This is a genomic window from Lacrimispora struthionigena (assembly GCF_048627165.1).
GTDB lineage: Bacteria > Bacillota > Clostridia > Lachnospirales > Lachnospiraceae > Lacrimispora.
On the sequence record NZ_JBMBWP010000002.1, the window covers coordinates 535,958 to 560,097 of the forward strand.

The window sequence follows — 24,140 nt, forward strand, 5'->3', positions numbered from 1 at the left end:
ACAAAACTATAAATGTTATTGTATTCCAGTGCTGCCGTGTCCGCCTCTGTCTTCATGATCTAACGAGTCAACAGCCTCAAAACAGATAGCTGGCTGATGCTCCATAATACGAAACTGGCAGATCCGGTCATTGACACGGATCACGGTATCCCGAAGTGCATAAGCCGGGAAAAACCACTGGTCATTGTCCCCGCAGTAAGTCTCATCAATAATTCCCATGCTGTTGGTCTGAATAATGCCATAATTTTTATAGGTACTGCTTCTTGGAACCACATGGGCTTCGTAGCCGGCAGGAAGTTCCATGGCAATGCCAAGAGGGATCAGTTTAAATTCACCTGCTTTTAACTCCACTTCCTTCGCCGCCCGCAAATCAATCCAGTCGGATTTGCCATCTATGTATCTCAGTCTTTCTATTTCGTCTGTAAAGTATTTAATTTTAATGTTTGCTGTCACTGTATGTCCTCCTGATGCCTGTCGTCGTTGTTTTCTTCCTCCGTAAGCAGTATTCCGCTTCCGGAAAGTTCTTCTTCCACTTCCATACGAATCTCCGCTGTTACCAAAGGATCTGCAGCCGGTAAATTCTGAGTGGAGCCAATGCCAAATCTTCTTAAAAATTCTTCTGTTGTTGCAAAAAGTGCCGGGCGTCCAGGTGCATCCAGCCTTCCAACCTCATACACCAGATTATATTCTACCAGTTTGTTTACCGCATGATCGGATTTTACTCCACGGATCTTTTCAATCTCAAGCTTTGTAACCGGCTGTTTGTATGCAATGATGGAAAGTGTCTCCAGAACCACTTCCGATAATACCTGCTTTTTCGGAGCGCAGGCAACACGGATTAAGTTCTCATAGTATTCCGAGCGGGTACACATCTGATAGCTGTTTTCCAGTGCAATGATCTGCATTCCCTTTTTCCCTGTCTCATACCGCTTCATCAGACGAAGAACTGCTTCCCTGGCAGTTTCCTCATCCTGCTCAATGGCTGCAGCCAGTCTGCTAAGTTCCACCGAATTACCCATGGTAAAAAGAACTGCCTCAATGACCGCTTCCCATTTCTTTTCTTCTTTCGCGCTCTTTGCTGACCCGTCTGCTGTCAGAGTTACTTTATCCATTAACTTTTTCTTCCTCTCCCAGATCCGAAAAATCCAGTTCCCCTTCCTCGCCTTCCGGCTCCAGGGTTTCAATCATCATATCATCAAATAAATGCTCCTGGGTCAGGGTGATCTTGCCGATCTTCATGAGTTCCAGAAGCGCTAAAAAAGTGACTACTACTTCTATCTTGTCAGGCTGTCCCTCAAGCATTCTGCGAAAGGAAAACCTCCGGTTTCGCCTGGCAAAATCCATCACTGATTTTATCTTATCTTCCAGGCTTACCGCTTCCTTACGGATATTACCAAACCGGCTTCTGATGGGATCCACCCTGTCTTCTGTCCGTTTTGTCACCGCACGGAAAATTTCCTGCAGCTTTGCCAGGGTAAGCCCGTCAAGGAGCTTGTCCAAATCTACTGGCGGCTCATATTTTGCCACCTCGGCAGGCACGGTAGGCGTCTTAAAAAACAGGCGGTCTGCTCCAACTTCCCTGTCTTTTAATTCCGATGCCATATATTTAAAATATTTGTACTCCAGAAGGCGGGCAACAAGTTCTGCCCTTGGATCTTCTTCCTCCCCTTCTTCATTGACCTCTTTGGGAAGAAGCATACGTGCCTTAATATCAATGAGAGTTGCCGCCATGACTAAAAATTCACTGACGATATTTAGATCCTCGGTCTCCATATGATTCATGTAATCTAAATACTGTTCCGTAATTATCACAATGGGAATGTCATAGATATTCACTTTATTTTTATCAATCAAGTGAAGAAGCAGATCAAGCGGTCCTTCAAAATTATCCAATTTATAAGAGATTCCCATATCTTCCTCCAAAGCAGATTAAAACATACCAAAAAGCAGTATACCAAATTGAGACCGATCTGTAAATATATGGAAGGTTCAATTTGAGGATTTGGGTTTTAAATCCACAACTACCAGCTGGGGTTTGTTATTCAGCCGGATATTAATGGAGTGGGTTCCAAGTCCTCTGCTTACTATCATATATTTTTCATCTTTTTGAAACGTCCCTCCACAGTAGGGATTAAAAAACTGGTACTGGGGAGTCATCACTCCTCCCAGAAACGGAAGGCGTATGGTTCCTCCGTGAAAATGACCGGAAAGGGTTAAATCAGCGCCCCAGTCCCGGTAAGTGTTAAAATAAAGGGGGGAATGGGACAATAGTATCTGAAACCGTTCATCTACTGCCTTCCCTGCTTTTTGCTCCAGTTCTTCGGGAAGAAGGCGCTCAGGAACAAAATCCTTATAACAGCCTTCTTTTAAATCCACACCTGTAATGGCAATATCCTTCCGGTATAATTCCGTCCGGTCACTTAATACAATCACTCCAAGCTTCTTTAAGCTGTTTTCATACGTATCATACTGATCACCATAGACCTCCCGTTCCCGGTTCATCCGATTTTCGTGATTTCCGTTTCCGTAAAAAACCGGATAACGATTTGTCAGCTTCTCCATCAGTTTTAAACTGACCCCGGTATCTGCTGTCTTCTTTACAACCATCATATCACCGCCGACAAGCACTACATCCGGATTCACATGGTCAATCGCCTTAAGAAGTCTTTTATTGTCTTCTCCGAAGCAATGACTGTGAAGATCCGAAAGGAATACAAGCCTCAAGTTTTTTCCGATCTTACTGCTTTTAATAACAGTTCTCTCAACGGAAAGCTGTTCTCTTTCGTATTCAGAACGCAGTAAGGATACTGCGCCTGCAGCAGCACAAAAAACTCCGGCAGCAAACCACATCTGTTTATACCTCATCTTCTCTCATTCCTTCTTTTGCTGTCCCTCCATCATACAATGAAGAACCTGTCCCCGTCAAGTAAAAGGCTTTCTCTTTTACCTTCCCCTTATGTATAATGAAAACCAATTATGGATAATATGCAATACTGGATAATCACGGTTTAATAAGAGTGTGAGGTGACTAACCATGATTGTTTATGACAGACTGTGGGAAACCATGAAAAAGAAAAACGTCAGCCAGTATCATCTGATCAAATATTGCAAGGTCAGCGCCGGGCAAATCGGACGGCTTAAGAAAAACAATTTCGTATCTACTCATACAATTGATATGCTGTGCAGAATTTTAGACTGCAGCGTAGATGAAATTATGGAATATCGGGCCGATATTTGCGAGGCAACAAGTGTGACCTGTAATACTGACCCTGAGGAAAATAAATAACAGGCTTTTCCTTCAGAGGATTTGGCATAGAAAAAGAGCCGCAAGGCTCTTTTTTTCTATGTTATGTTCCTCTTAGGATATCCAGACACCAGCTCCGTCCAGGCGGTAACCATCGGGTGTTACCGTATCCTTTAACATGGCGCCGTCACTGCCAAGATAATACCACTTCTCCTTGGTTTTCACCCAGTAATTACATGCCTTGGTTCCATCTTCCCGGTAATAAAACCACTGATCCCCTGACTGCACCCAGCCGGAGGAAGCATTGGCTTTTACACTGCTGCCGCCTGACCCCTTTAAGGCAAAACCATAATCCAAAAGCGCTTTGGTATCGTTATAATGGGTGGACTTGCTTTTCATAATCACTACAATTAAGCGTGATCCATTCTTCTCTGCATAAGTTACCAGGGTATTGCCAGCCGCAGAGGTAAAGCCGGTCTTTCCTCCTATCACTCCAGGGTAATAACGGGAGTCGGAAGAATTGATCATCTTATGCCCCATGGTTACCGTTCTGGCTCCCGCTTTCTTCGTGGCCGGAATCTGGTAGCGGACAGTAGAGCACACTTTTCTAACCACACCATTTTGAAAAGCTGCTTTTGCAATCAGCGCCATATCATGGGGTGTTGTATAATGATTGGAATTATTAAGACCGTTGGGATTGACAAAATTTGTATTGGTACAGCCAAGTTCTCTGGCTTTGGCATTCATCAGCTGGGCAAAGGAGCCGACGCTGCCGGATACATGCTCAGCAAGACCATTGGCCACATCATTGGCTGACTTAAGCATAAGACCATAGAGACTCTGCTCCACCGTCAGCTTATCACCTTCTGTCATATTTAAGGTAACCGCCCCTGCTTCCAGATTGGTAGTAGCTGCCTTGGAAAAGGTAACAGTATCTGAAAGGTTCGTCCGCTCTGCCACTAAAAGCGCAGTCATCAGTTTGGTAATGCTGGCCGGATAATACTTCGTCTCACTGTTTTTAGAATAAAGAAGTGCTCCGGTATCGGCATCCATTAGCACAGCTCCCTCAGAAGTGATCTGGGGCACGTTTACTGTAGTGGTGGCTGTGGAGGCTGCTGTAGTGCCCGCTGTGGTGGTAGCTGTGGAATCCGCTGCGGTTTTATTGCTGTCTTGGTTCTGATCTGCCTGTCCGCTTTTAGAAGCACCTGGACCAGCTGCCGCCCTGGTCTCCTGCGTGGAACCCGGGAAGGGCGAAACCGTAGGTATATCGGTTGCATAAGCAACAGTTGATGCCAACATGGAAAAGCCAATGATAAGACTGATTAATCTGCAAGTTTTTTTTGTCATAGCCAATTATCTCCTGTATTTTTCTACCAGTTCGTTCTTCCATCAGTATAACATAAAATCCAGTAATTACCGCTTAAAATTTTCTTACAAATCAAAAATGCACCACTCATAAAAGTGATGCATCGTCTAAAGTGACTGTATTAATCTTCTTTTTCCAGCTCTTCCAGCCTGTCCATGGCAATATTTAAAATTTCCGCATGGTCAAATGCCAGCTTCTCCTGGTCAAGCATGTCTATTGCAGGCAGAAGTTCAATGTCAATGTCTCTCTTCCACATCATGCCATCCCGTTCAAAGGTTTCCGTAATCCGATAGCTGATAAATATATGTTCTTCCTCGTTCTCAATGGTAAGTGCATATGTCGCTCCATTTTCAAGATCTGAAAGCTTCTTTTTCTTTACCTCAAACCAGCACGCTTTGCCGGCATCGTCACCAGCCTCTACGTTTAAATCTTCCTTTGGAACTGCCGCTAAATAAGAAACGGAAATCACTCTTGTTCTGGGATCTCTTTTTACATTTCCCCAGGTATAAAGCTGTTCCATATAGATTCCCTTTAATCCGGTTTCTTCAAACAGTTCTCTGGCTGCTGCCTCCTCCAGGGATTCATCCATGTTAACAAATCCTCCCGGAATCGCCCACTGACCGATGCAGGGGTGGTTTTTCCGTTTAATGAGAAGAATATCTGTCTTTGATTCTTCCTGGTCATATGCAAATATCAGCATATCCACCGTTACCGACGGGCGTTCGTAATCTCCCGGACGGTATTGTAAAAGAAATTCTTTTTCCGTCAGCCCTTCTTCATTCTTTCGTTCCATTCTGCCCTTCTTCCTACCAGTTTTTTAAAATACAATGGACTGAAGCGCTCCAAGAACACCTGCACTGGCAAGTCCCATAATGATTCCTGCCAATAAAACTCCACCCATCACAGCTAAAATACTGGATTTAAAATCAATATCAAGCAGGCTGGCTGCCAATGTGCCAGTCCAGGCACCGGTGCCTGGAAGTGGGATACCAACAAATATCAATAGAGCAATGAACAATCCCCTTCCGGCTTTCGCCTGCAGTTTTTCTCCGCCGCGTTTTCCTTTTTCCAGACACCAGGTAAAAAAACCGCCTATTACCGGCTTATCTACTCCCCACTCCAAAACTTTTCTGGCAAACAGATAGATAATGGGTACGGGAAGCATGTTTCCGATTATTGCAATTATATAAGACTGAACCAAAGGCAGTCCCATTACTGCAGAATAGGGAATCGCTCCCCTTAATTCAATAAGCGGAACCATGGAAATAAAAAACACTGTTATATATTTTTGTAACATCATCCATTCCTTTCATAATAAAAGTCTGCCTTTATACTATACACAAAGATGGACAGTCTATCAACTATTTTATAAAAAGATTATATTTACATACATGATTCCAAACCTTTCCTGAATAAAATATTAACATTTCTGAAATACTATTGTACTGACAAAACGAGTGTGATATAATCCTCAAAAGTTGATTATTATAATCCCACGCATTAGTTAAGAAGGGTGTCTTTTTATGAATATCAAACAGTTTCTAATCAAGTACAGGCATGCCTGGATCCTCAGCTACGCCTTCATTTACCTGCCATGGTTCGTGTACCTTGAAAAAACAGTGACGAGTAACTACCACATCATGCATATAGCCATTGATGACTATATCCCGTTTAATGAATATTTCATTATTCCCTACCTGATGTGGTTTGGTTATGTGGCAGTCTCTGTCGCCTATTTTTTCTTTCATGATGTGAAAGAATACTACAGGCTTTGCACCATGCTTTTTACAGGAATGACCATAAGCCTGGTGATCTGTACTGTCTTTCCTAACGGAACGGACTTTCGGCCTGTCGTTGATGCCAATAAGAATATTTGTGCTACAATTGTTAATCTTCTTTACTCTGCAGATACCTGCACCAATGTATTTCCAAGCATACACGTGTATAATTCCATTTGTGTCCACATTGCCGTATGCCGGAGTGAACGTCTTAAGAATCGCACACAGTTAAAAACAGCATCTCTTATTTTAATGGTTTTAATCTGTCTGGCTACTGTGTTCTTAAAACAGCATTCTGCTTTCGACGGACTTGGCTCATTAGCTATGGCATATATCATGTATCAGTTTGTTTATTCAGATTCTCTTGTTCCTAACAGAAAAAAGGTATCCGAAAAAGCAATCAGTTAAAAAAAGACCTTCCCTGCCGGGGAGGTCTTTTCACATCCGATTCTAATTAAATCCAAAAAATTTCTGAGTCATCTTATAAATGGCGATGGGGAATTTCATTCCACCCTTACCAGGCAGATTGACTCCCTGTCCTAAGAATCCGTAGCGAAGCCTTAAATAAAGCTTCAAATTCTGTTTTCTCAGACTCTGCCACAGTTCTTCCTTTTTCTCCATATTTTCCTCTGTACCGGACTTAATAGCCAGAATGGAGGAAATGACCATCATAATTTCTAAATACCGCACCATATAACGCCGTAGCTTACGCTGCTTAATCTTCATTACGTCATAATAGGAAAGCATCAGCTTTGTCACGCGAATCTGCTGGTCAATCCGTCCGATCATAACCTGTTCATTGACAGACTGATCGTCTCTGCCTATGAAATAGCGGTAAAAGTTTACATTTAAATAATACATGGTTTTCACATGAGGAAGAGGCTGATATACAAAAATATTATCCACATAGAAGGTATGCTTTGGCAATTCCAGACCGCATTGCCTTAAAAGCTCTGTCCTGTAAATAACAGAATGCATCAGAATGTATTGTCCCAGAATAAAAACCTTCACATCATCCCAGTCAATCAGCTGGTTCTCCGGAAGTGCAGTCCGGTAATTCATTACTTTCTTACGATTGGAGCCCTGTTTTTCATAAACAAAATTACTTACCAGCATATCAAGTGTCTTTTCGCCGTAAACGAAACGTCTGAGGGTATTAAGAATCTCCATATAAGCGGATTCATCCACCCAGTCATCACTGTCCACTACCTTAAAATAAATCCCGGACGCATTCCTTAATCCTGCATTAACTGCTTCTCCATGTCCGCCATTCTCCTGATGGATCGCCTTGCAGATTCCCGGATAATTCCGTTCATATTCATCTGCAATTTCGGCTGTACGGTCTTTTGTCGAACCGTCATCTACAATAAGGATCTCAACCTCATCTCCGCCTGGAAGCAGGGATTCGATGCAATGCCTCATATAGGATTCTGAATTATAACATGGAATTGCTACAGATAAGAGTTTCACACAATATCCTCCTTTAGGTTGTTTTTCCAATAAATCCGGATAATACAAATTACAGTTACAACGACTGATAACACTACCACAGATGCAGTCACTCCTGCATGTTCTCTTTGAAACAGAAGCCCGGACAGCTCCGTGTTGGTTATAAAAAGCGAAAGTAAATTAGCCGAGATGTGAAGCATGATAGGTGCCGACAGGGCTTTTGTTCTCTCATAAAGCCATGCTGCGGTAAGACCAATGATAAATGCATAAACCCCCTGGGGAAGATTTCCATGATAAAGACCAAACAAACCGGCTGATACAACTGCCGATAAAGCAAAAGAAAACTTGTCCCGGATGGAAGCAAAAATCATTCCTCGAAATATCAGTTCCTCCGCTACAGGTATGATAAGTCCGGAGGCCAGAAGCTGAAGCGCAAATGGCGGAGAATACAGTGCATTGGCCGCTTCCTGATACGTCTTTGAAATTCTGGTCAGTCCCATAACTTCCACAACTGAATTTCCCAGAATGCAAAGAGCGGCTCCAAGCAGCCAGATCGCAATCAGACTGTCAGCTGGTTTCAGACTCTCTGTCATGGAAGATCCTCTGTTTTTCTGATCGTAAGAATAAAACCACAGCAAAACCGGAATATTCAGTAATGCAGATACTCCCGTAGCCAGAAGTGGTTCAAGAGGCACCGCCAGATATAGGAACGTGGTGACTAACGTGTAGGTAAACAAAGGAAGAATCAGATGCAGAATCATTACTATCATAAGTACCTGTCCTTTCATTTTCTGTATCTTCCTAAACATTATACCACCTGAATTCAGGATATCCACTTAATTTTTTTAAAATTATTTCTAAAAACAAATGAAATCTTTTCTCATATCCCCCCATGCCCGAAAGCGGTTGCTTTTTTTATCTGCTGATAATATAATATCCTTATATTTTCTGATTAAAACTACATGAAACTGAGAGGAAATAATATGGCAAAAAAACGTATTGTGATAGCTTTGGGGCACCATGCTTTGGGAACAAACCTTCCGGAACAAAAGACGGCAGTAGCCAGAACTGCCAAAGTAATTGCAGATTTTATTCAGTCCGGCTGGCAGGTGGCCGTTACTCACAGCAACGCTCCCCAGGTTGGAATGATCCACACTGCAATGAATGAATTCGGAAAACAGCATGACGGTTATACCTCAGCTCCCATGTCTGTCTGTTCTGCCATGAGCCAGGGATACATCGGCTATGACTTACAAAACGGAATCCGTGCAGAACTTATGACACGGGGCATATATAAGTCCGTGGCTACGATTTTAACCCAGATGATGGTGAATCCATATGACGAGGCTTTCTATACCCCCATGAAGCCCATCGGCCGTTTCATGACTGCAGAGGAAGCAAAAGAAGAAGAGGATAAGGGGAACTATGTAGAAGAAGTTCCTGGCAAGGGATTTCGAAGAGTCGTCGCTTCTCCAAAGCCAGTTTCTATTGTTGAGATTGATATCATAAAAGCCGTTATGGATGCAGATCAGATTGTGATCGCCTGCGGAGGCGGCGGTATTCCTGTTATGGAGCAGGGCTGCTATTTAAAAGGAGCCAGCGCTGTAATTGAAAAGGACAGGGCTGCCGGGCTGCTGGCAAAGGAAATTGATGCCGATGTGCTGATGATTTTAACAAATGTGGATAACGTAACCTTAAACTTTGGAAAGCCGGATGCAAGACCGATCAGCCTTATGAGCAAAACGGAGGCGGCTTCTTATATTGAGGACAATCAGTTCGAATCCTCTTCCATGCTTCCAAAGATTGAAGCATCGCTTGATTTCATTGAACATGGACGGAATCGCAAGGCGATCATTACTTCCCTGGAAAAGGCGGAAGAAAGCCTTGAGGGAAAAGCCGGTACTATTATAACAGAAGCATAAGTATAAAAAGGATTTTTGTCCTGTCGTAAAAACAGAGGACAGAAATCCTTTTTTTCTATTATTATAGAACCAGTTCCGTTTTGAAAACTGTCACAGCTTCACCGGTGATTTTTACCTGAACCGGATTGCCGCCTGCAATTTTTACAGAAACCAGAATTTTTCCTTTACGCCCAATGGCCTCTCCCTGTACCGCTTCAAAAGAAAATTCCTCCATACCTTTCCCAAACAGTCCATAGGTGATAAAATAAGCGCCTAAAGGGCCGTTGGCATTCCCAGTTACGGGGTCTTCCGCAATTCCAATGGCTGGCGCGAACATTCTTCCATGAACCAGCGCTTTTCTTTCCGGATGAAGTGTAAATACATAATATCCGTTACAACCAATGCGACTACTTAATTCTGACAGCTTTGCAAGGTCCGGCTTTAAGCTGTGAAGCAGGTTCTCCTCTGTTATACCAACCATTACCTTGGAATGTCCCGTTGATGCTATGGCAATTGGACAGTCCCTTCTGTGTCTCTCTTTTGGAATCCCAAGAGCTGCTAAAATATCCTCCTGAACAGGTAAAGGCAAAGGCTCTCCCACTATCACTTCTCCCTGAGTCATGGTAATCGTATAATCTCCATTCTCAGACCGGATTTCAACCGGAAGGATTCCTGCCCCGGTTTTCTGAATGACCACCCCGGATGCCATATTTTGTTCCAATGCTCTGACATAGTGGGCTGCAATTGTGGCATGGCCACAGATGGGCACCTCGCACAGGGGTGTGAAAAACCGCACCTGAACGTCATACTCTCCTTCCGATCCGGGAAACAGGAATGCCGTTTCCGAATTATTTAACTCTCTTGCTATTTTAAGCATCATGCTGTCACTTAGCCCCTCCCCATTGGTCACTACTCCTGCCGGATTTCCGGTGAATTGCTCTCTGGTAAATGAATCAACCTGATAGACTCTATATGTTTTTTTCATGAATAATCCTCCTGTTTCTTGTTTTCTATATCTTAATACCATGAGTTTCTCTTGACAAGTAATTACATTTCCGTTATATAATTACACAAAAGATACTAACTATCAAAAGAATAGCTGTGAGGCAGAAAAACCATGAAAAATAAAGAAATAAAACCAAAAACCCTGGAATGCCATGTGGAAAAAATGTTTAACATTATCGGTGGGAAATCGGTCCTTTCTTATTGTAAAAAATCTTTTTGCAGGTACAAGGCGCTTTGGAGAGCTCCGAATGAGCTTACACGGAATCAGCCCCAAGACTTTAACCGCCTGCCTGCGTTCTTTAGAATCCCATGGCATATTAACAAGGGAAGTTATCCCCACCATACCGCCTGAAGTCCGTTACACGCTGACAGAGAAAGGTATGGATTTACAAAACGTGGTCAATCAGATGAAAATCTGGGGAGAAAAATGGTCTGAACGTTAATCCTACAGCATATATTCCCGAAACTCCGTCATATATTGAAACAAATGGACTCGACGGAGTATTACTATGAAATGGTTCAACCGATTAAGACTGGCGGAGAAAATCAGAACATTTTCCATATCGCCGGAAAATGGAAAGAAAGGCCTGAAGATATTTCTGTTCCTTTTATGTGCCTTTTTTGCCGGGCGTCTGGGAGCTATGCTGATGGAACATCATCGTGCTGTGGAAACTGCTGCAGAAGGAAACTGGGGATTAAGCTTCCAGCAGGAAGGGCAGCCTCCTGTTGCCAATGCCACCATGGATTATCTAAAGCAGTTTAATGCTTATTATGCACAAAAAACCCCGGATAAGGTCTTATATCTCACCTTTGATGCAGGATATGAAAACGGAAATACTGCTGCGATTTTAGATGCACTGAAAAAGCACCATGCACCTGCAACCTTTTTCGTTGTGGGCAACTACATAGAGACTGCACCAGAACTGGTTAAACGGATGATTGCGGAAGGTCACACAGTAGGTAACCACACCTATCATCATCCGGATATGTCAAAGATGAGTTCAAAGGAATCTTTTGAAAAAGAACTGGGAGACTTGGAAACTTTGTTTGAACAGACCACTGGGCAGAAAATGAGAAAGTATTACCGTCCACCGCAGGGCAAATACAGTGAATCCAATCTCCAGATGGCAAAGGATATGGGATATAAAACCTTTTTCTGGAGCCTGGCTTACGTGGACTGGTATCAGGATAAGCAGCCTTCAAAGGAAGAAGCCTTTAAAAAGCTGTTAGGCCGGATTCATCCCGGTGCTATCGTTCTTTTGCACAGTACTTCCAGTACCAATGCCCAGATTCTTGATGAACTGCTGACTAAATGGGAAGAGATGGGTTATCAGTTTAAATCCCTGGATGAATTAGTAAGCCAATAAAAAAAGAAACCGAAGCTCATGGATTGAACTTCGGTTCTTTTTTATTAATGGTTTAAAGATCTGCTGCAAAAGAAAGCGCTTCATCAATGCAACCCGCCAGGTTTTCTCTCCCCACGGACTCCAAAAAACCCGCCCTCTCCATCATGGACATGGGCTGGTCATTGACATGGGATAAAATAAGGGTCACATGCTTTTTCTTTAAATTGTGATACAGTTTTTCCAGACTTTTTAAAGCCGTTGCATCCATAGCCGGAACACTTCTCATTCTAAGAATCAGAACCCGTTTCCCCTCTTCTATAATCAGCTGGGAAATCTTTTCCGCTGCCCCAAAGAACATGGGACCGCTTACTTCAAAGACTGCAACATGCTTTGGCACAGGTTTTAAGTCTATGGATTCGCTGCTGTTTTCTTCATCCTCTAAGTACTTCCAGCTGCTTACTTCTGTCACGTCAGCCATACGTTTCATGAACAGCAGGGAAGCAAATAAAATTCCAACCGCAATAGCTGTCACAAGATCAAAGGCAACAGTAAATACAAAGGTCACAAGAAGCACAGACCAGTCACTTTTGGGAGCTGTCTTTATGATGGAAAGAAAGACTCTCCACTCACTCATGTTATAAGCTACCATAAAGAGAATAGCTGCTATAGCCGGCATGGGAATTAATGCGGCATAAGGCATTAAAAATACTAAAACCAGAAGAAGCATTACTGCATGAACCATGCCTGCTACAGGCGTTCTTCCGCCGTTTTTTATGTTTGCAGCAGTTCTTGCTATGGCTCCAGTGGCTGGAATTCCGCCAAAAAGAGCGGAACAGATATTACCGGCGCCCTGGGCAACCAGCTCCATATTGGAATTATGTCTGCTTCCTACCATTCCGTCTGCAACTACGCAGGACAATAAGGATTCTACCGCTGCCAGGACGGCTATGGTCACTGCATCCGGCATTACCTTTTGTACCATGGCAAGAGAAAATACAGGAAGATGAAAGGTGGGAAGATCCGATGATATGGTGTATAAATCCCCAATGGTATTTACCGGAAGATGAAACATTTTTACAAGACCCGCCGTAAAAATGACGGCAATCAGTGACGGCGGTATGGTTTTGAAAAATCTGGGCCATACAATTAAAATGAGGAGCGCTGTAAATCCCACTGCAAGAGCCATAGGATTGAGGGTACCAATGCTGTGTACCACCTCACTGACTTTTTCAAGAGTTTCGATTGGGGCATGTTCAAAGGTAAGTCCCATAAAATCCTTGATCTGGCCTATGAATATGGTAACAGCGATTCCTGTGGTAAATCCTGTGGTAATGGTATATGGAATGAAGCGAATCAGGCTTCCCATCCGCAAAAATCCCATGATAAGCAGAAAGATTCCCGCCATAATGGTTGCCATAACCAACCCATCAAAGCCGTTTTTCGCTGCAACCCCTGCCACGATAGATGCAAATGCAGCGGTGGGGCCTGCAATCTGAACCTTGCTTCCTCCCAGAAAAGAGATGACAAAACCAGCTGTAATGGCGGTGTAAAGCCCCTGCTCCGGTGTAACACCGCTTGCTAATGCCAGGGCTATGGAAAGCGGAAGGGCAATAATAGCTACAATGATTCCGGAAACGAAATCTTTTAAGAACTGCTCCTTCGTATAATGCTTCATTGATAAAAAAAACTGAGGTACCAAATCTTTCATTTCTTCATCCTTTGTCTATTATAAAATTTTTATAAACTTTTTATAATATAACGTTCCAGATAAAAGAAAGCAAGTTTATTTTTCCATACAAGTTCATCTTAAACTATGGGCAGCCAGCACCTCTAACCCCTTTTCATCAAGAAGTTCTACGGTCCCTCTTGTAATCTTCACCAGACTCTCGCCCTGAAACAGACGAAGCAGACGGGTTACCACCTCTCTGGCAGTGCCTAAGTGGCGGGCGATCTGCTCATGGGTAATGGAAAGTTCCATCGTATCATTGAGCCTGCACTCCTCCAGTAAGAATGCAGCCAGTCTTCCATCCATCTTTTTGTTCATCACCTGATCCATCAGCCACATTACATCAGAGAATCTGGATGCCATCAGTTCATTGGTGAAGTTTGAGACTACGGCTGATTCTTCCATTAAATCACGATAGATATCAGCTGGAATCTGGAACACTACCGTATCCTGTTCTGCTTCCACAGTTACATCAAACTGAATGTTCTTCACCATACAGGACCCGGAGAACAGACAGATATCCCGTTCAAACAACCGGTATAAAGTCAGTTCCCGGCCTTCATCCGATATGGTAAACACTCTTAACTGACCTTCCGTTACAAGAAGAAAACCGCTGCACTCATCGGATTCCCCATGTACCAGCATTCCCTTTTCAAATCTTATTTTTTTCGATTTGGAGGACAGCTTTTCTCTTTGTTTCTCTGTAAGTTTGTTCCAAAAAGGAAGATAATCTCCCAGTGTCATAGTATCAAACCTCCCTGTAATGATAGGTGTGGAAATATAATCTCATCGTTATGATCAAACAATTGGAAAAATTCCTCATAACTCATTGTACCTGATTTTAACTGTTCTGCCATGATAAGCAGATTTGCAGAATTCACTGCTGCCCCTTTGATACCGGAACGCATGGAGATATGATTTAATCTGTCCTTAAAACCTCCGGTAAATTCTCCTGACAGGAATGCGAAGTGAAATGTTTTCACGCCTTCATCAAAGATGTTCCACCAGCAGTTAGGATTAAGCAGCTCACTTCGTTCCTTATTCTCTTCTATATACCGGTACATCTCATCGGCTTGCTTGATGGGTAGGGAATATCCCTTTCCATAAGCCTTGTTGTCGATGATCAGACCGTTGTCTTCGTAGTAAATGCAGACATCCGGCTTTCTGGTATCTCCAAGTCTTCCTCCAAGAAAGGACAGCTCCGCAGTAAGAAGCTGGGCTGTCTGTATCTCGTAATCCCGGTCGGAGGTGCCGTCAAAGCCTAAATCCAGCAGAATTAAATACTTATGGTCCACATGTGACAAGTAGGATCGTAAATAATCCTTCAGTATGGATACCTGGGATTTTACTGGAAGGAAAGACTGGGTTTCCGGAAATAAAAGTCCCGTAATCTCATCTGTAATCCGGTATGTATCTCTGGTCTTTTGGACCTGCAGCCCGATATTTTCCAGACTCTTGATATCATCAAGTATGGTTTCTGCCTCTTCCTCTATCCCCTTCTGCCTTAAATATTCCTGAATCTGCAAAGGGGTGAGGGGCGACTTTTCCAGACACGTTATAATATGAGCCCGCCGGTTTCTTAAGTATTCCCGGTCTGCTGCCTTGGTGGCCAGCATATCCCACATCACCCGCTTTGGTACTTTTTTGTATCTGGATACTCCTGTTATATGATTGCATATGGTTCTTCCCTTTAGTGTCAGCTGATATGACTGGGGAATTACCTCTGTCTCTTCCTTGTGCCCGTAAAGACCGGGTATCTCTTTTGGAGCCTTCCTTACCCAGCCTACAGAAATCAGCCAGCTGCAAATGGTTCTGACGTACTTGTCGCTGGTTCCTTCCGTATCCTGAAGCAGCTTTGTCTTTTCTTCCTTTTCTTCCGCTGCTGCAAGTCCCTCTAAAATCATGGACTGGGGAATGGAGGTAAAACCGGCTTCTCCGATAAAACCAAGCCTGGCACCTATCTCAAATTTGGTCATATGCCCTTCCTTCATCAGAAGAGACAGCACTCTGCATACCGGAGGGTAGGAAAGAAGGGCATCTTTTAATACTTCTTCTTCCTCTTTGCTTCCCACCTCTGCTTTTGCATACTGTCTTCCTAAATCAGATAAAGAGCACTCATCTGACGTCCTGTCATAGTCCAGAAAACCAATACTGACTGCCCATCTTAAAAAGGAATCCGCCGGCCAGTCAGACTGATATTCTTTTCTCTGCCCAGGCAAAACCGCCTGTATAATGCCGGAGCAGGGGGCGTTGCTTCTGGTATAGCCTTTTGGTGTTCCTTTTCCTTTTAAATGGGTATAGGGAATGCGGATTTCCTCCTGGTCCAGTTCTTTTATAAACTCATCTCTTTTATCTTCTTCCTGAATGAGTCTTGGAATCTTATCCGTTTTCAGCAGCCGGTTTATACTGGAATCCGGTACAAATACGGATACCACATTTTTTAAATTGTCCAGGGTATAGGCCTCCTGTACCCAGCCAAATGTTCTCTCAGCCACGTTTCATTCCTCACTGTAGTTTTCTTACAGTATAGCATAGCCATAACAGATAGGCAAAATATTTTGTCCCTATTCTTCTGCCTCTTCTTCGTAAGAATGCTGGGCTGCGATTGGTCTTACTGTGATTCCATTGATTTCCACATGCTCACTGATGCCGATTACAATACAGGGACGCCCCTCGATCATCCGGTTTTCCACAAGATACGTTTTATCCGGCGCTACCTTAATACTCACATCTGTGGTCTTGATTTCAAAGCTCCTTGCATTGACAATATTGGAGGCGAGAAATCCCGGATTTTTCTCCTGTTCATCCTGAGTGAACCGCTGTTCTAATTCCTCAAGCTTTTCCTGGGATGCGCCATTGTTCTCCAGAAGCTTCTTCATCTGGTATTTATCAATGGTGAAGGGAGCTGGTTCATCTTTTGTCTCTTCCAGCATCTCATTGATGGTATCATGAATGTTCTTTACTGTCTCAAAATCACAGTTTTCTCCCAGAGTCTCCTCAATTATAGTCTGGAAGGTCTCCTTCTGGCTCTTTGCTGTCATTGGAATTACGCAGCCTAAGAGTTCGTCGATCAGACGTTCCGGCAGCAGTTCCGGATTCTTGGAATAATAGACAAGTCCATGAATATCCGTATTGCGGTCTGTAAATGCAGGAAATAAAAATCCGGTCTCCGGAGCTTCCACGATCCAGTCTCTGTTTCTGTTCTCAATTACATTGGCCTGGGAGTTGTAACAAAGACCTGCCTTTGACAGCTTCACCGGACAGATGGTGCACTGGATAAATTCATAGACAAAATCTGAGGCATCGTACATCTCCAGTCCATCGGAGGATCTTGCCGGTATGTCATAGGCACAGTGAATCAGGATTATGTAATAGTTCTCACCGTAATCATAACTTGCTATTACCTTATCGTAAAATTCTTCAATCAGGCCGTCATCCTTTAACTGGCTGTCCCTTAGTTTTAACAGAAAATTCTGTGTTCCCCCCTCTTCTTCTGTATGGAGAGGAAATTCCATATTTACCAGATTTTTTCCCAATGTACCGGAAAGGGCGCTTTTAAAAATGGTAAAATATTTAAATGCCTCCTCTTCCGGAAGAGAGAGGAAGGCCTCCTTTAGTTCTGTCCGCTTATTCTTTTCTGCGTCTACATAGCAGCCGCAGATCCGGCTGATGGCGCAGTTGGCCGGGGTAAAAAGCTTTTTTAATTCGCTTGCTTCTTTCTTGTTCATGAAAGGTACTCTCCTGTCTTAAAGCTGTCTGTTTCTTTGGATACGACCAAAAAGCCCACGGACCAAAGGTCTGTGAGCTTTTTAATTCTATTTATTTCTCTGCTTTCCACAATCCATGAAGATTGCAGTACTCATAGGCTGCCAGAACCTCGTCGCCTTCACACATCATGAATTTAGCAACTGGTTTGTCACCAGGATTTAAGATCTTTCTCTGGTTGCCCATCTTTGTCTCTAATACAATCCAGCCAATGAAATGTTCAGGCAGCATCGGATGCTCTACAGAACCAACCGTAACCGTAACGCTCTGGCCATCAATTTCGATAACCGGCACATGTTTCTCAGTGGCTGCATCTGTGGTATTGGCTTTCATCTCCTGCATGTTATCTCCGCAACAGGTAATTGTGCCGCCTTTTTCTTCTACAACCGCTACAATATTTCCGCAATGATTACACTTTAAAAACTTCATGTGAATACCCTCCTTTTTCTTATGACTGCTGTGATTTTGCATGGTAATTATACCATAAATCCCACAATCTTACAACACAATCCTCCTCTATCCAATTGACCAGTTCTGGCTCTGATTCTGTAAGTCCGTCATATGACGGTAGATTCCGCCTTTCTTATATAGAACCTCCGGACTCCCCTCTTCAGCCACTTTGCCGTCTTTTAATACCACAATTTTATCTGCCTGAGCAACCGTTCTCATCCGGTGGGCGATAATAAGAACGGTCTTATTCCGAATCAGATTTGATATGGCGCTCTGTATGAGAGATTCATTCTCTACGTCCAGGGAGGCTGTGGCTTCATCAAGTATAATAACTGGTGCATCCTTTAATAACGCCCTTGCAATGGACAGCCGCTGCCGCTCTCCACCAGAAAGTGCTGACCCGTTCTCACCGATCCTGGTCTGAAAACCTTCCGGCAGCCGTTGGATAAAATCCATGCACTGAGCCGCTTTCGCTGCTTCCATGACTTCTTTGTCAGTTGCATCCTTTCTGCCGATCCGGATATTTTCCATAACTGTATTGTTAAAAAGCATCACATCCTGAAATACCACAGAGATATGCTTTAAGAGATATTCCGGATCAATCCCCTTTACATCCATTCCCCCAATGGTAACGCTTCCTTTTTCCACATCCCAGAAACGGGCTGCCAGTCTTGCGGCCGTACTTTTTCCGCCGCCGGAAGGGCCAACCAGCGCGGTAACCTGCCCCTGTCTGGCGCAGAAAGAAATATCCTCCAGCACAGTTTCATTCTGATGATAGGAAAATCCCACATGATCATACACGATATCATATCCACTCAGTTTCCTGATTTCATCACCTTCCTGTACCGGTTCCTCTTCAATGGATCTCATACGTTCCACCTGCAGCAGGGTGGAATACACAGCCGATAAATTATTTAAGCAGCCGGTCAGGGGACCGTAGATACGGGTAGCCGCAACCATGAACATAAGAAATACCATAAGATCCAGCTTTCTCTCTGTCATGAGAAATGCACCCGTAAGAACGGTTGTTGCCATTCCAAGGCGTAATACCATCTGGGAAGCCGTTACAAAGCTGCCGTTTAATACCTCCATCCGGACAGTCCCTTTCTCAACCGCAATGATTTTTGAATCCAGATCCTTTAAATAAGTCTCCCGCTGGTTATTGGCTTTTATATCCTGAATATTTTCAATACACTCCTGAATTCCATCGGAAGCTGCCAGTTTCTTGGTCTTTTCCTTCCGTTCCATTCGGTCAATGAGAGGTCTGGTTCCCGCCGAAAGCATAAATGCCGCAGGAATCACCCATAAAAGTGCCAGAGCCATTTTCACATCCAGAAAAAACATTCCCAGTCCTACTAAGGCAGTGGAAAGCAGGGCGCCGATCAGTTCCGGTATGAAGTGGGAAAATGCAGTCTCCATCCAGGCGCAGTCCCCCATTATGGTAGTGGTTAAATCTGCCAGATCTCTTTTTCCAAAGAAGGAAAGAGGGATTTTTCTTAATTTTTCTGCCAGCCGAATGCGCAAATTGGCGCTTTCCTGATACGAAGCAAGAAAGGTTTTATTATACTGTAAATATTGAAGTATAAAAATAAGAATCAAAAAGAGAATGCTAAGCCCGATAAATCCAAAAAGTCCTATTTGTACTCCCTTTCCTCCTGTTACAGGCAGCAACAGTTTTTCAAGAAATAGAATTAAAAGTCCCATAGGAAAAATAAGTCCCAGATTTGCTGCCGTACAGGCAAGCACTGCCTTAGTCAGATCTTTTCCTCCCTGTTCACTAAGAGCAAAACGTCTCTGTAAATATTTACTCATGTTTTTCACCTACTTTCCATGATACCGAAGTCTGATAGTCCTTCCACATAGAAGCATACAGCCCCTGTTTTTGAATCAGTTCCTCATGATTTCCTTCCTCTTCGATCCGTCCCTGATTCATCACTAAAATCTTGTCTGCTCCGCGGACAGTGGAAAGACGGTGGGCAATCATTAAGACTGTTTTTCCTTTAACCAGGGTTTCAAATGCCTTCTGAATCTGATATTCATTGTCAGGATCAGCAAATGCCGTGGCTTCATCAAGAAGAACAATGGGGGCATCTTTTAACACCGCTCTTGCTATGGCGATTCTCTGGCATTCTCCCCCTGATAAGTAAACACCCTTGGTGCCCACCACAGTCTCATAACCATCCGGGAATTTATCAATAATGTCCTGGCAGCAGGCTGCTTTTACCGCCAGTTCCACTTCTTTTTTTGTTGCCTGAGGCCTTGCAGCCCGGATATTATTAAGAATGGTATCTTTAAAAAGATGGCTGTCCTGGAATACAAAGCTGATCTTCTCCATCAGTTTTTCCGTATTCATATCCCTGATATCGACTCCACCCACGCAGATGCTTCCGCTGTCAACGTCATAAAACCGGGGAATGAGACTGGCCGCTGTGGTCTTTCCTCCACCTGAGGGTCCCACAATCGCCACAGTGGCGCCCTGGGGTATTTGAAAAGATACATTATTCAAAGCGGCTTCCTTACCTTTTTCATAGGAAAAAGTAACATTCTTAAATTCCACAGATGAATCTTTTGGTATTCCCCCATGTTCCGGTTCATTTAAAGGCGGTTCTTCTATTATAAGCATCACCCTGTTTAAGGCATCCTTTGCTTTTAACGTATTCTCACTGGTCCACATGATTTTATCCATCATGGTAACGCAGACAGGGGTAAATAAGACATAAAACAGAATGTCCAGAACCACCTTAAGATAAGAAGTTCCATAGCTTAAATCTGCGGTCAGAATCAGGCCTGCCGGAATGAGAAAAGCAAAAATACCATTGATGCTTACGGTATAGGCACACATGGGAATCCGCAAAGAAACAGTATAGTTAACTGCCCAGTTTTTATAACGGAGTATGGACTCATGAAAGTTTTTAAAGGAAAAAATACTCTGTTGAAATGTTTTTACAACCGGAATTCCTCTCACATATTCTACGGCCTCATTGTTCATATCCTCCAGTGCATTCTGATACTGTGCCATGGAATTTTCCATATCTCCCATCAGCACACGGGTTAAGACAAAAAGCCCCACTGCCATAGGCAAAAGACTGATCAGTCCAAATCTCCAGTCAAAAAATAACAGGAGAAATAAAACAGCTACTGGGGTCACCATTGCACCCGCCAGATCGGGAAGCTGGTGAGCCAGATAGGTCTCGGTCTGCCCGGCTCCATCGTCAATGATCCGGCGCAGTTTCCCACTGCCCATACGTTTCACATACCCCACAGGCAGCTTTGTTAAATGATGAAGTGCGACTGTCTTCATGTTCCTGGCTGTACGGAACGCTGACAAATGAGTGCATAAAAGTGCGCCGAAATAAATCAGCATACTTCCAAGTGCTGCCCCAACAGCGTACCAGCCATAAGTAATCATCTCTTCTGCAGCCCGGACATCCGGCCAGGCGGTTACTGCAGCTTTTACCGCCTTCCACATAAATACATAGGGAAACAGCCCGATTACGGCACTGATTCCGGACAAAAGACATCCCAGCCACGTTAAATATTTGTAACTCCCTGCAAATGTAAGGAGCGTGACCTTCCCGGTAACCGGAAGTTCTGTCATCAGATTCTTTTTTTCTTCCACCTTTTTTTCCTCCTCTGGCTGAATTTAATCAGTCATTAGTTAGTTAATACTAATTTCAAATCAAAATAATATGGAGCATTAAAGCCCCATAATTTTTTTCCAGCCCGCATGCTGGAAGGTTCCAAGTACCAGCCCATAAGACAGAGCCTTCTCTCTGGGAACATCATGAGCTACAAACTCCCAGAGCTGTTGGAAAAACGACCGTGCTAAAATATGAATGATGGTGCTGTCAATCTCCATCACATCATGCCCCAGTTCCTTCATTGCCTCTACAAACTCCCAGGTTGAGGCTTCTTCAATCTCCGTCAGCTCACTTAAATAACTGTCACAGTATTCTTTGCTGCTTTTGCAGAAGATTAATTTAAACAGATCAAAGCGGTCATAAACATAATTCACCATCCATGGAACATTATCATCGGAGATCTCATCAAGGGCTGCCGCCTGTTTTTCCGGGGGCAGTGCGGCAAATTCCACATGTACTGCTCTGTATTTTTCCATCAATCCCTCTGCTGCATCTCCGGTCAATTCCTCGAAAAGCGCCTCCTTGCCTGGAAAATACCCATAAATCGCTCCTGTTGTCACACAAGCCTCTTTTGCAATCCGTCTTAAGGAAGCACCTTCATAACCATACTTTAAAAATTCCTGTTTGCCCGCTTCCAGGATAGCGAGGCGTGTATCATTTCCATTTACCTGAGTACTCATTTGTTCTCCTTTATAACACTGTTATATAACGATGTTATTATCATACAAAAAATGCAGGGCGTCAACACGCCCTGCCGGTTATTTTTTCTCAATAACGAATATTTCTTCTTTCATTGGTAAAAATTATCATCTGCCAGATCTAAACCTGACCGCCTTCCACTACCAGATTCTCCGGATCAATTTCATCTCCGTATACAGGTTCTAAGGTTTCTTTATAATCCTGATGGAAGAACTGCTCTCCTGCTAACGATTTAATTTCCCCATTGAGCCATTCTAAAAGTTCCGTATTGCCTTTCTGCACGGCGGGAGCGATGGTGTCAAGATTTCCAATGGATTCAATTCCTACTGTAAATCCCTTGTTTTGAATCGCCCATGCAAGTACTTCCGTATTATCTGTGGAGAATGCATCCCCTCTTCCGTCGGCAAGAGCATCATACGCTTCCTGGTACTCATCAAACTTTAACAGCTTTACTTCCGGGTGATTCTGGGAGAAATAAGTCTCTGCAGTCGTGCCTTTTACTACAATTAAGGTTTTATCTTTTAACTGGGAAACATCAGAAATCAGAGCCTTATCCGGTGATACCACTCCCAGCGCAACCTTCATGTAAGGAAGTGCAAAATCTACCTGTTCTTTTCTTTCATCAGTCACTGTAAAATTAGCAAGGATGACATCAACCTTGGCAGATTTTAAGTATTCCACACGGCTTGCAGCTTCCACATAGACAAATTCCACTTTATCTTCACTGCCAAACAAATCTTTTGCAATTCTTTTTCCAAAATAAACATCATATCCCTGGATCTTACCATTGGAATCCACATATCCAAATGGATTTTTATCGCTGAACACTCCAATGCGTATGGTACCGGCTTTCTTAATCTCATCAAGAGATCTGGCTTTTGCTGAGGGAGAAGCTTCCTGTGCCGGTGCTCCTGCCGGTGCTTTTGCCTGACTGCAGCCTGCTAAAAGCCCCGCTGCCATGGTAATTCCAAGTAATGCGCTTAATAATCCCTTTTTCATAAATAATATCCTCCTTTTCTATCGAGCTTCATAATGAAACATATTTAAAAATTGCTTTGCTCTCTCTGTTTGGGGTGAGTGAAAGAACTCCTCCGGACTTCCCTCTTCAACCACTACTCCCTGATCCATAAACAAAACCCGGTCTGCAACTGCTTTTGCAAATTCCATCTCATGGGTTACAATCACCATTGTCATTCCCTCTCTGGCAAGCTCCAGCACTACCTGCAGAACTTCCCGGACCATCTCCGGATCCAAAGCAGCCGTTATCTCATCGAGAAGAAGGATCTCCGGATGCATCATAAGCGCCCGCACAATGGCAACTCTCTGTTTCTGCCCGCCTGACAGCTGTCTTGGGTAGACATTTGTTTTATCTGACAGACCGACCCGTTTTAAGAGTTCCTCAGCTTCTTTTGTCACTTCTGATCTTTCCCTCTTTTGAACCTTAATGGGAGCCAGAAGTATATTATCCAGAATGGTCAGATGAGGAAATAAATCATAGCTTTGAAATACCATTCCAATTTTTTGCCTCAGCTCATAAACATCTTTATTCGCCCGGTCAATGACACGGTCTTTAAAACCAATGGTGCCGGAATCCACTGGCTCCAACATGTTTAAACATCGTAAAAAAGTGCTTTTTCCACAGCCGGAAGGGCCAATTATTACAACCACCTCTCCCTTTTTCAGAGAAAATGTAATGTCGTTTAAAACCTTTAATCCATTTTCATAGGATTTATTCAGCTGTTCCGTTTTTAAAATTTCTTCCACATTCAT

25 protein-coding genes are annotated in these 24,140 nt (G+C 43.5%); 5 read left to right on the forward strand and 20 right to left on the reverse strand.

The genetic code is table 11. The features are described from left to right. Window positions 1-15: 15 nt before the first annotated feature. From ACOAOT_RS11415 to ACOAOT_RS11430, 4 genes are all read right to left on the reverse strand, one after another. Window positions 16-453 (reverse strand): dUTP diphosphatase, encoded by a 438-nt coding sequence (locus tag ACOAOT_RS11415; RefSeq protein WP_420217070.1) that lies wholly within the window; start codon window positions 451-453, stop codon window positions 16-18. Further along, window positions 450-1,112 (reverse strand): SMC-Scp complex subunit ScpB, encoded by a 663-nt coding sequence (scpB, locus tag ACOAOT_RS11420; RefSeq protein WP_420217071.1) that lies wholly within the window; start codon window positions 1,110-1,112, stop codon window positions 450-452. Before scpB ends, ACOAOT_RS11415 begins: the two co-directional genes overlap by 4 nt. Beyond that, a complete protein-coding gene (locus tag ACOAOT_RS11425) occupies window positions 1,105-1,911 on the reverse strand; it encodes a segregation and condensation protein A (protein ID WP_420217072.1) in 807 nt (268 codons plus the stop codon). Before ACOAOT_RS11425 ends, scpB begins: the two co-directional genes overlap by 8 nt. A gap of 78 nt (window positions 1,912-1,989) precedes the next feature. Then, the gene (locus tag ACOAOT_RS11430) at window positions 1,990-2,850 is read right to left on the reverse strand and encodes a metallophosphoesterase (RefSeq protein WP_420219417.1); all 861 of its coding nucleotides are present in this window, start codon (window positions 2,848-2,850) and stop codon (window positions 1,990-1,992) included. Between the two features lie 184 nt (window positions 2,851-3,034). On the opposite strand from ACOAOT_RS11430, the gene ACOAOT_RS11435 reads away from it, so the two are divergent. Beyond that, window positions 3,035-3,286, forward strand: coding sequence for a helix-turn-helix domain-containing protein (locus ACOAOT_RS11435; protein WP_277408084.1), 252 nt, complete (start codon window positions 3,035-3,037; stop codon window positions 3,284-3,286). Between the two features lie 72 nt (window positions 3,287-3,358). Here ACOAOT_RS11435 and ACOAOT_RS11440 read toward each other — a convergent pair whose 3' ends face one another. The 3 genes from ACOAOT_RS11440 to ACOAOT_RS11450 form a co-directional block, all read right to left on the reverse strand. Continuing rightward, window positions 3,359-4,591: a D-alanyl-D-alanine carboxypeptidase family protein gene (locus tag ACOAOT_RS11440; RefSeq protein WP_420217073.1), complete on the reverse strand. Its 1,233-nt coding sequence runs from the start codon at window positions 4,589-4,591 to the stop codon at window positions 3,359-3,361. 140 nt (window positions 4,592-4,731) lie between these two features. Continuing rightward, entirely contained in the window at window positions 4,732-5,403 is a 672-nt protein-coding gene (locus tag ACOAOT_RS11445) for an NUDIX domain-containing protein (RefSeq protein ID WP_420217074.1), read from the reverse strand. A gap of 24 nt (window positions 5,404-5,427) precedes the next feature. Continuing rightward, window positions 5,428-5,907, reverse strand: a complete 480-nt coding sequence (locus ACOAOT_RS11450) for a COG2426 family protein (RefSeq protein WP_420219418.1) — start codon at window positions 5,905-5,907, stop codon at window positions 5,428-5,430. 226 nt (window positions 5,908-6,133) lie between these two features. Between ACOAOT_RS11450 and ACOAOT_RS11455 the strand changes: the two genes are divergently transcribed. Further along, complete coding sequence (locus ACOAOT_RS11455) at window positions 6,134-6,796, forward strand: phosphatase PAP2 family protein (RefSeq protein ID WP_420217075.1); 663 nt, start codon at window positions 6,134-6,136, stop codon at window positions 6,794-6,796. 42 nt (window positions 6,797-6,838) lie between these two features. On the opposite strand, the gene ACOAOT_RS11460 is transcribed toward ACOAOT_RS11455, so the two are convergent. Both ACOAOT_RS11460 and ACOAOT_RS11465 read right to left on the reverse strand, forming a co-directional pair. Continuing rightward, window positions 6,839-7,858, reverse strand: coding sequence for a glycosyltransferase family 2 protein (locus ACOAOT_RS11460; protein WP_420217076.1), 1,020 nt, complete (start codon window positions 7,856-7,858; stop codon window positions 6,839-6,841). Then, complete coding sequence (locus ACOAOT_RS11465) at window positions 7,855-8,625, reverse strand: CPBP family intramembrane glutamic endopeptidase (RefSeq protein WP_420217077.1); 771 nt, start codon at window positions 8,623-8,625, stop codon at window positions 7,855-7,857. Before ACOAOT_RS11465 ends, ACOAOT_RS11460 begins: the two co-directional genes overlap by 4 nt. Window positions 8,626-8,820: 195 nt before the next feature. On the opposite strand from ACOAOT_RS11465, the gene arcC reads away from it, so the two are divergent. Further along, window positions 8,821-9,759 carry a carbamate kinase gene (gene arcC / locus ACOAOT_RS11470; RefSeq protein ID WP_420217078.1) on the forward strand — a complete coding sequence of 313 codons (939 nt, stop codon included), beginning with the start codon at window positions 8,821-8,823 and terminating at the stop codon, window positions 9,757-9,759. Between the two features lie 61 nt (window positions 9,760-9,820). On the opposite strand, the gene ACOAOT_RS11475 is transcribed toward arcC, so the two are convergent. After that, window positions 9,821-10,723 (reverse strand): PhzF family isomerase, encoded by a 903-nt coding sequence (locus tag ACOAOT_RS11475; RefSeq protein ID WP_420217079.1) that lies wholly within the window; start codon window positions 10,721-10,723, stop codon window positions 9,821-9,823. A gap of 172 nt (window positions 10,724-10,895) precedes the next feature. Between ACOAOT_RS11475 and ACOAOT_RS11480 the strand changes: the two genes are divergently transcribed. Beyond that, complete coding sequence (locus ACOAOT_RS11480; protein WP_420217080.1) at window positions 10,896-11,186, forward strand: winged helix-turn-helix transcriptional regulator; 291 nt, start codon at window positions 10,896-10,898, stop codon at window positions 11,184-11,186. 66 nt (window positions 11,187-11,252) lie between these two features. Further along, window positions 11,253-12,110, forward strand: a complete 858-nt coding sequence (gene pdaA / locus ACOAOT_RS11485) for a delta-lactam-biosynthetic de-N-acetylase (protein ID WP_420217081.1) — start codon at window positions 11,253-11,255, stop codon at window positions 12,108-12,110. Window positions 12,111-12,162: 52 nt separating this feature from the next. Here the strand turns inward: pdaA and ACOAOT_RS11490 are convergent, their stop codons facing one another. The 10 genes from ACOAOT_RS11490 to ACOAOT_RS11535 form a co-directional block, all read right to left on the reverse strand. Beyond that, window positions 12,163-13,797: a SulP family inorganic anion transporter gene (locus ACOAOT_RS11490; RefSeq protein WP_420217082.1), complete on the reverse strand. Its 1,635-nt coding sequence runs from the start codon at window positions 13,795-13,797 to the stop codon at window positions 12,163-12,165. 93 nt (window positions 13,798-13,890) lie between these two features. Beyond that, window positions 13,891-14,559, reverse strand: coding sequence for a Crp/Fnr family transcriptional regulator (locus ACOAOT_RS11495; RefSeq protein WP_170822938.1), 669 nt, complete (start codon window positions 14,557-14,559; stop codon window positions 13,891-13,893). Further along, on the reverse strand, window positions 14,556-16,310 hold the full coding sequence (locus ACOAOT_RS11500) for a restriction endonuclease FokI C-terminal domain-containing protein (RefSeq protein ID WP_420217083.1): 1,755 nt from the start codon (window positions 16,308-16,310) through the stop codon (window positions 14,556-14,558). The genes ACOAOT_RS11495 and ACOAOT_RS11500 overlap by 4 nt, the downstream gene beginning before the upstream one ends. 69 nt (window positions 16,311-16,379) lie before the next feature. After that, the gene (locus ACOAOT_RS11505; protein ID WP_420217084.1) at window positions 16,380-17,543 is read right to left on the reverse strand and encodes a DUF4317 domain-containing protein; all 1,164 of its coding nucleotides are present in this window, start codon (window positions 17,541-17,543) and stop codon (window positions 16,380-16,382) included. Between the two features lie 91 nt (window positions 17,544-17,634). Further along, complete coding sequence (locus ACOAOT_RS11510; RefSeq protein ID WP_117417856.1) at window positions 17,635-18,009, reverse strand: desulfoferrodoxin family protein; 375 nt, start codon at window positions 18,007-18,009, stop codon at window positions 17,635-17,637. 87 nt (window positions 18,010-18,096) lie between these two features. Then, the gene (locus tag ACOAOT_RS11515) at window positions 18,097-19,842 is read right to left on the reverse strand and encodes an ABC transporter ATP-binding protein (RefSeq protein ID WP_420217085.1); all 1,746 of its coding nucleotides are present in this window, start codon (window positions 19,840-19,842) and stop codon (window positions 18,097-18,099) included. Beyond that, window positions 19,835-21,628 carry an ABC transporter ATP-binding protein gene (locus ACOAOT_RS11520; RefSeq protein ID WP_420219419.1) on the reverse strand — a complete coding sequence of 598 codons (1,794 nt, stop codon included), beginning with the start codon at window positions 21,626-21,628 and terminating at the stop codon, window positions 19,835-19,837. Before ACOAOT_RS11520 ends, ACOAOT_RS11515 begins: the two co-directional genes overlap by 8 nt. A 99-nt stretch (window positions 21,629-21,727) precedes the next feature. Next, complete coding sequence (locus tag ACOAOT_RS11525; protein WP_420217086.1) at window positions 21,728-22,351, reverse strand: TetR/AcrR family transcriptional regulator; 624 nt, start codon at window positions 22,349-22,351, stop codon at window positions 21,728-21,730. A gap of 139 nt (window positions 22,352-22,490) precedes the next feature. Next, window positions 22,491-23,369, reverse strand: a complete 879-nt coding sequence (locus ACOAOT_RS11530) for a cysteine ABC transporter substrate-binding protein (RefSeq protein ID WP_420217087.1) — start codon at window positions 23,367-23,369, stop codon at window positions 22,491-22,493. An 18-nt stretch (window positions 23,370-23,387) separates the two neighbouring features. Beyond that, complete coding sequence (locus ACOAOT_RS11535) at window positions 23,388-24,140, reverse strand: amino acid ABC transporter ATP-binding protein (protein ID WP_420217088.1); 753 nt, start codon at window positions 24,138-24,140, stop codon at window positions 23,388-23,390.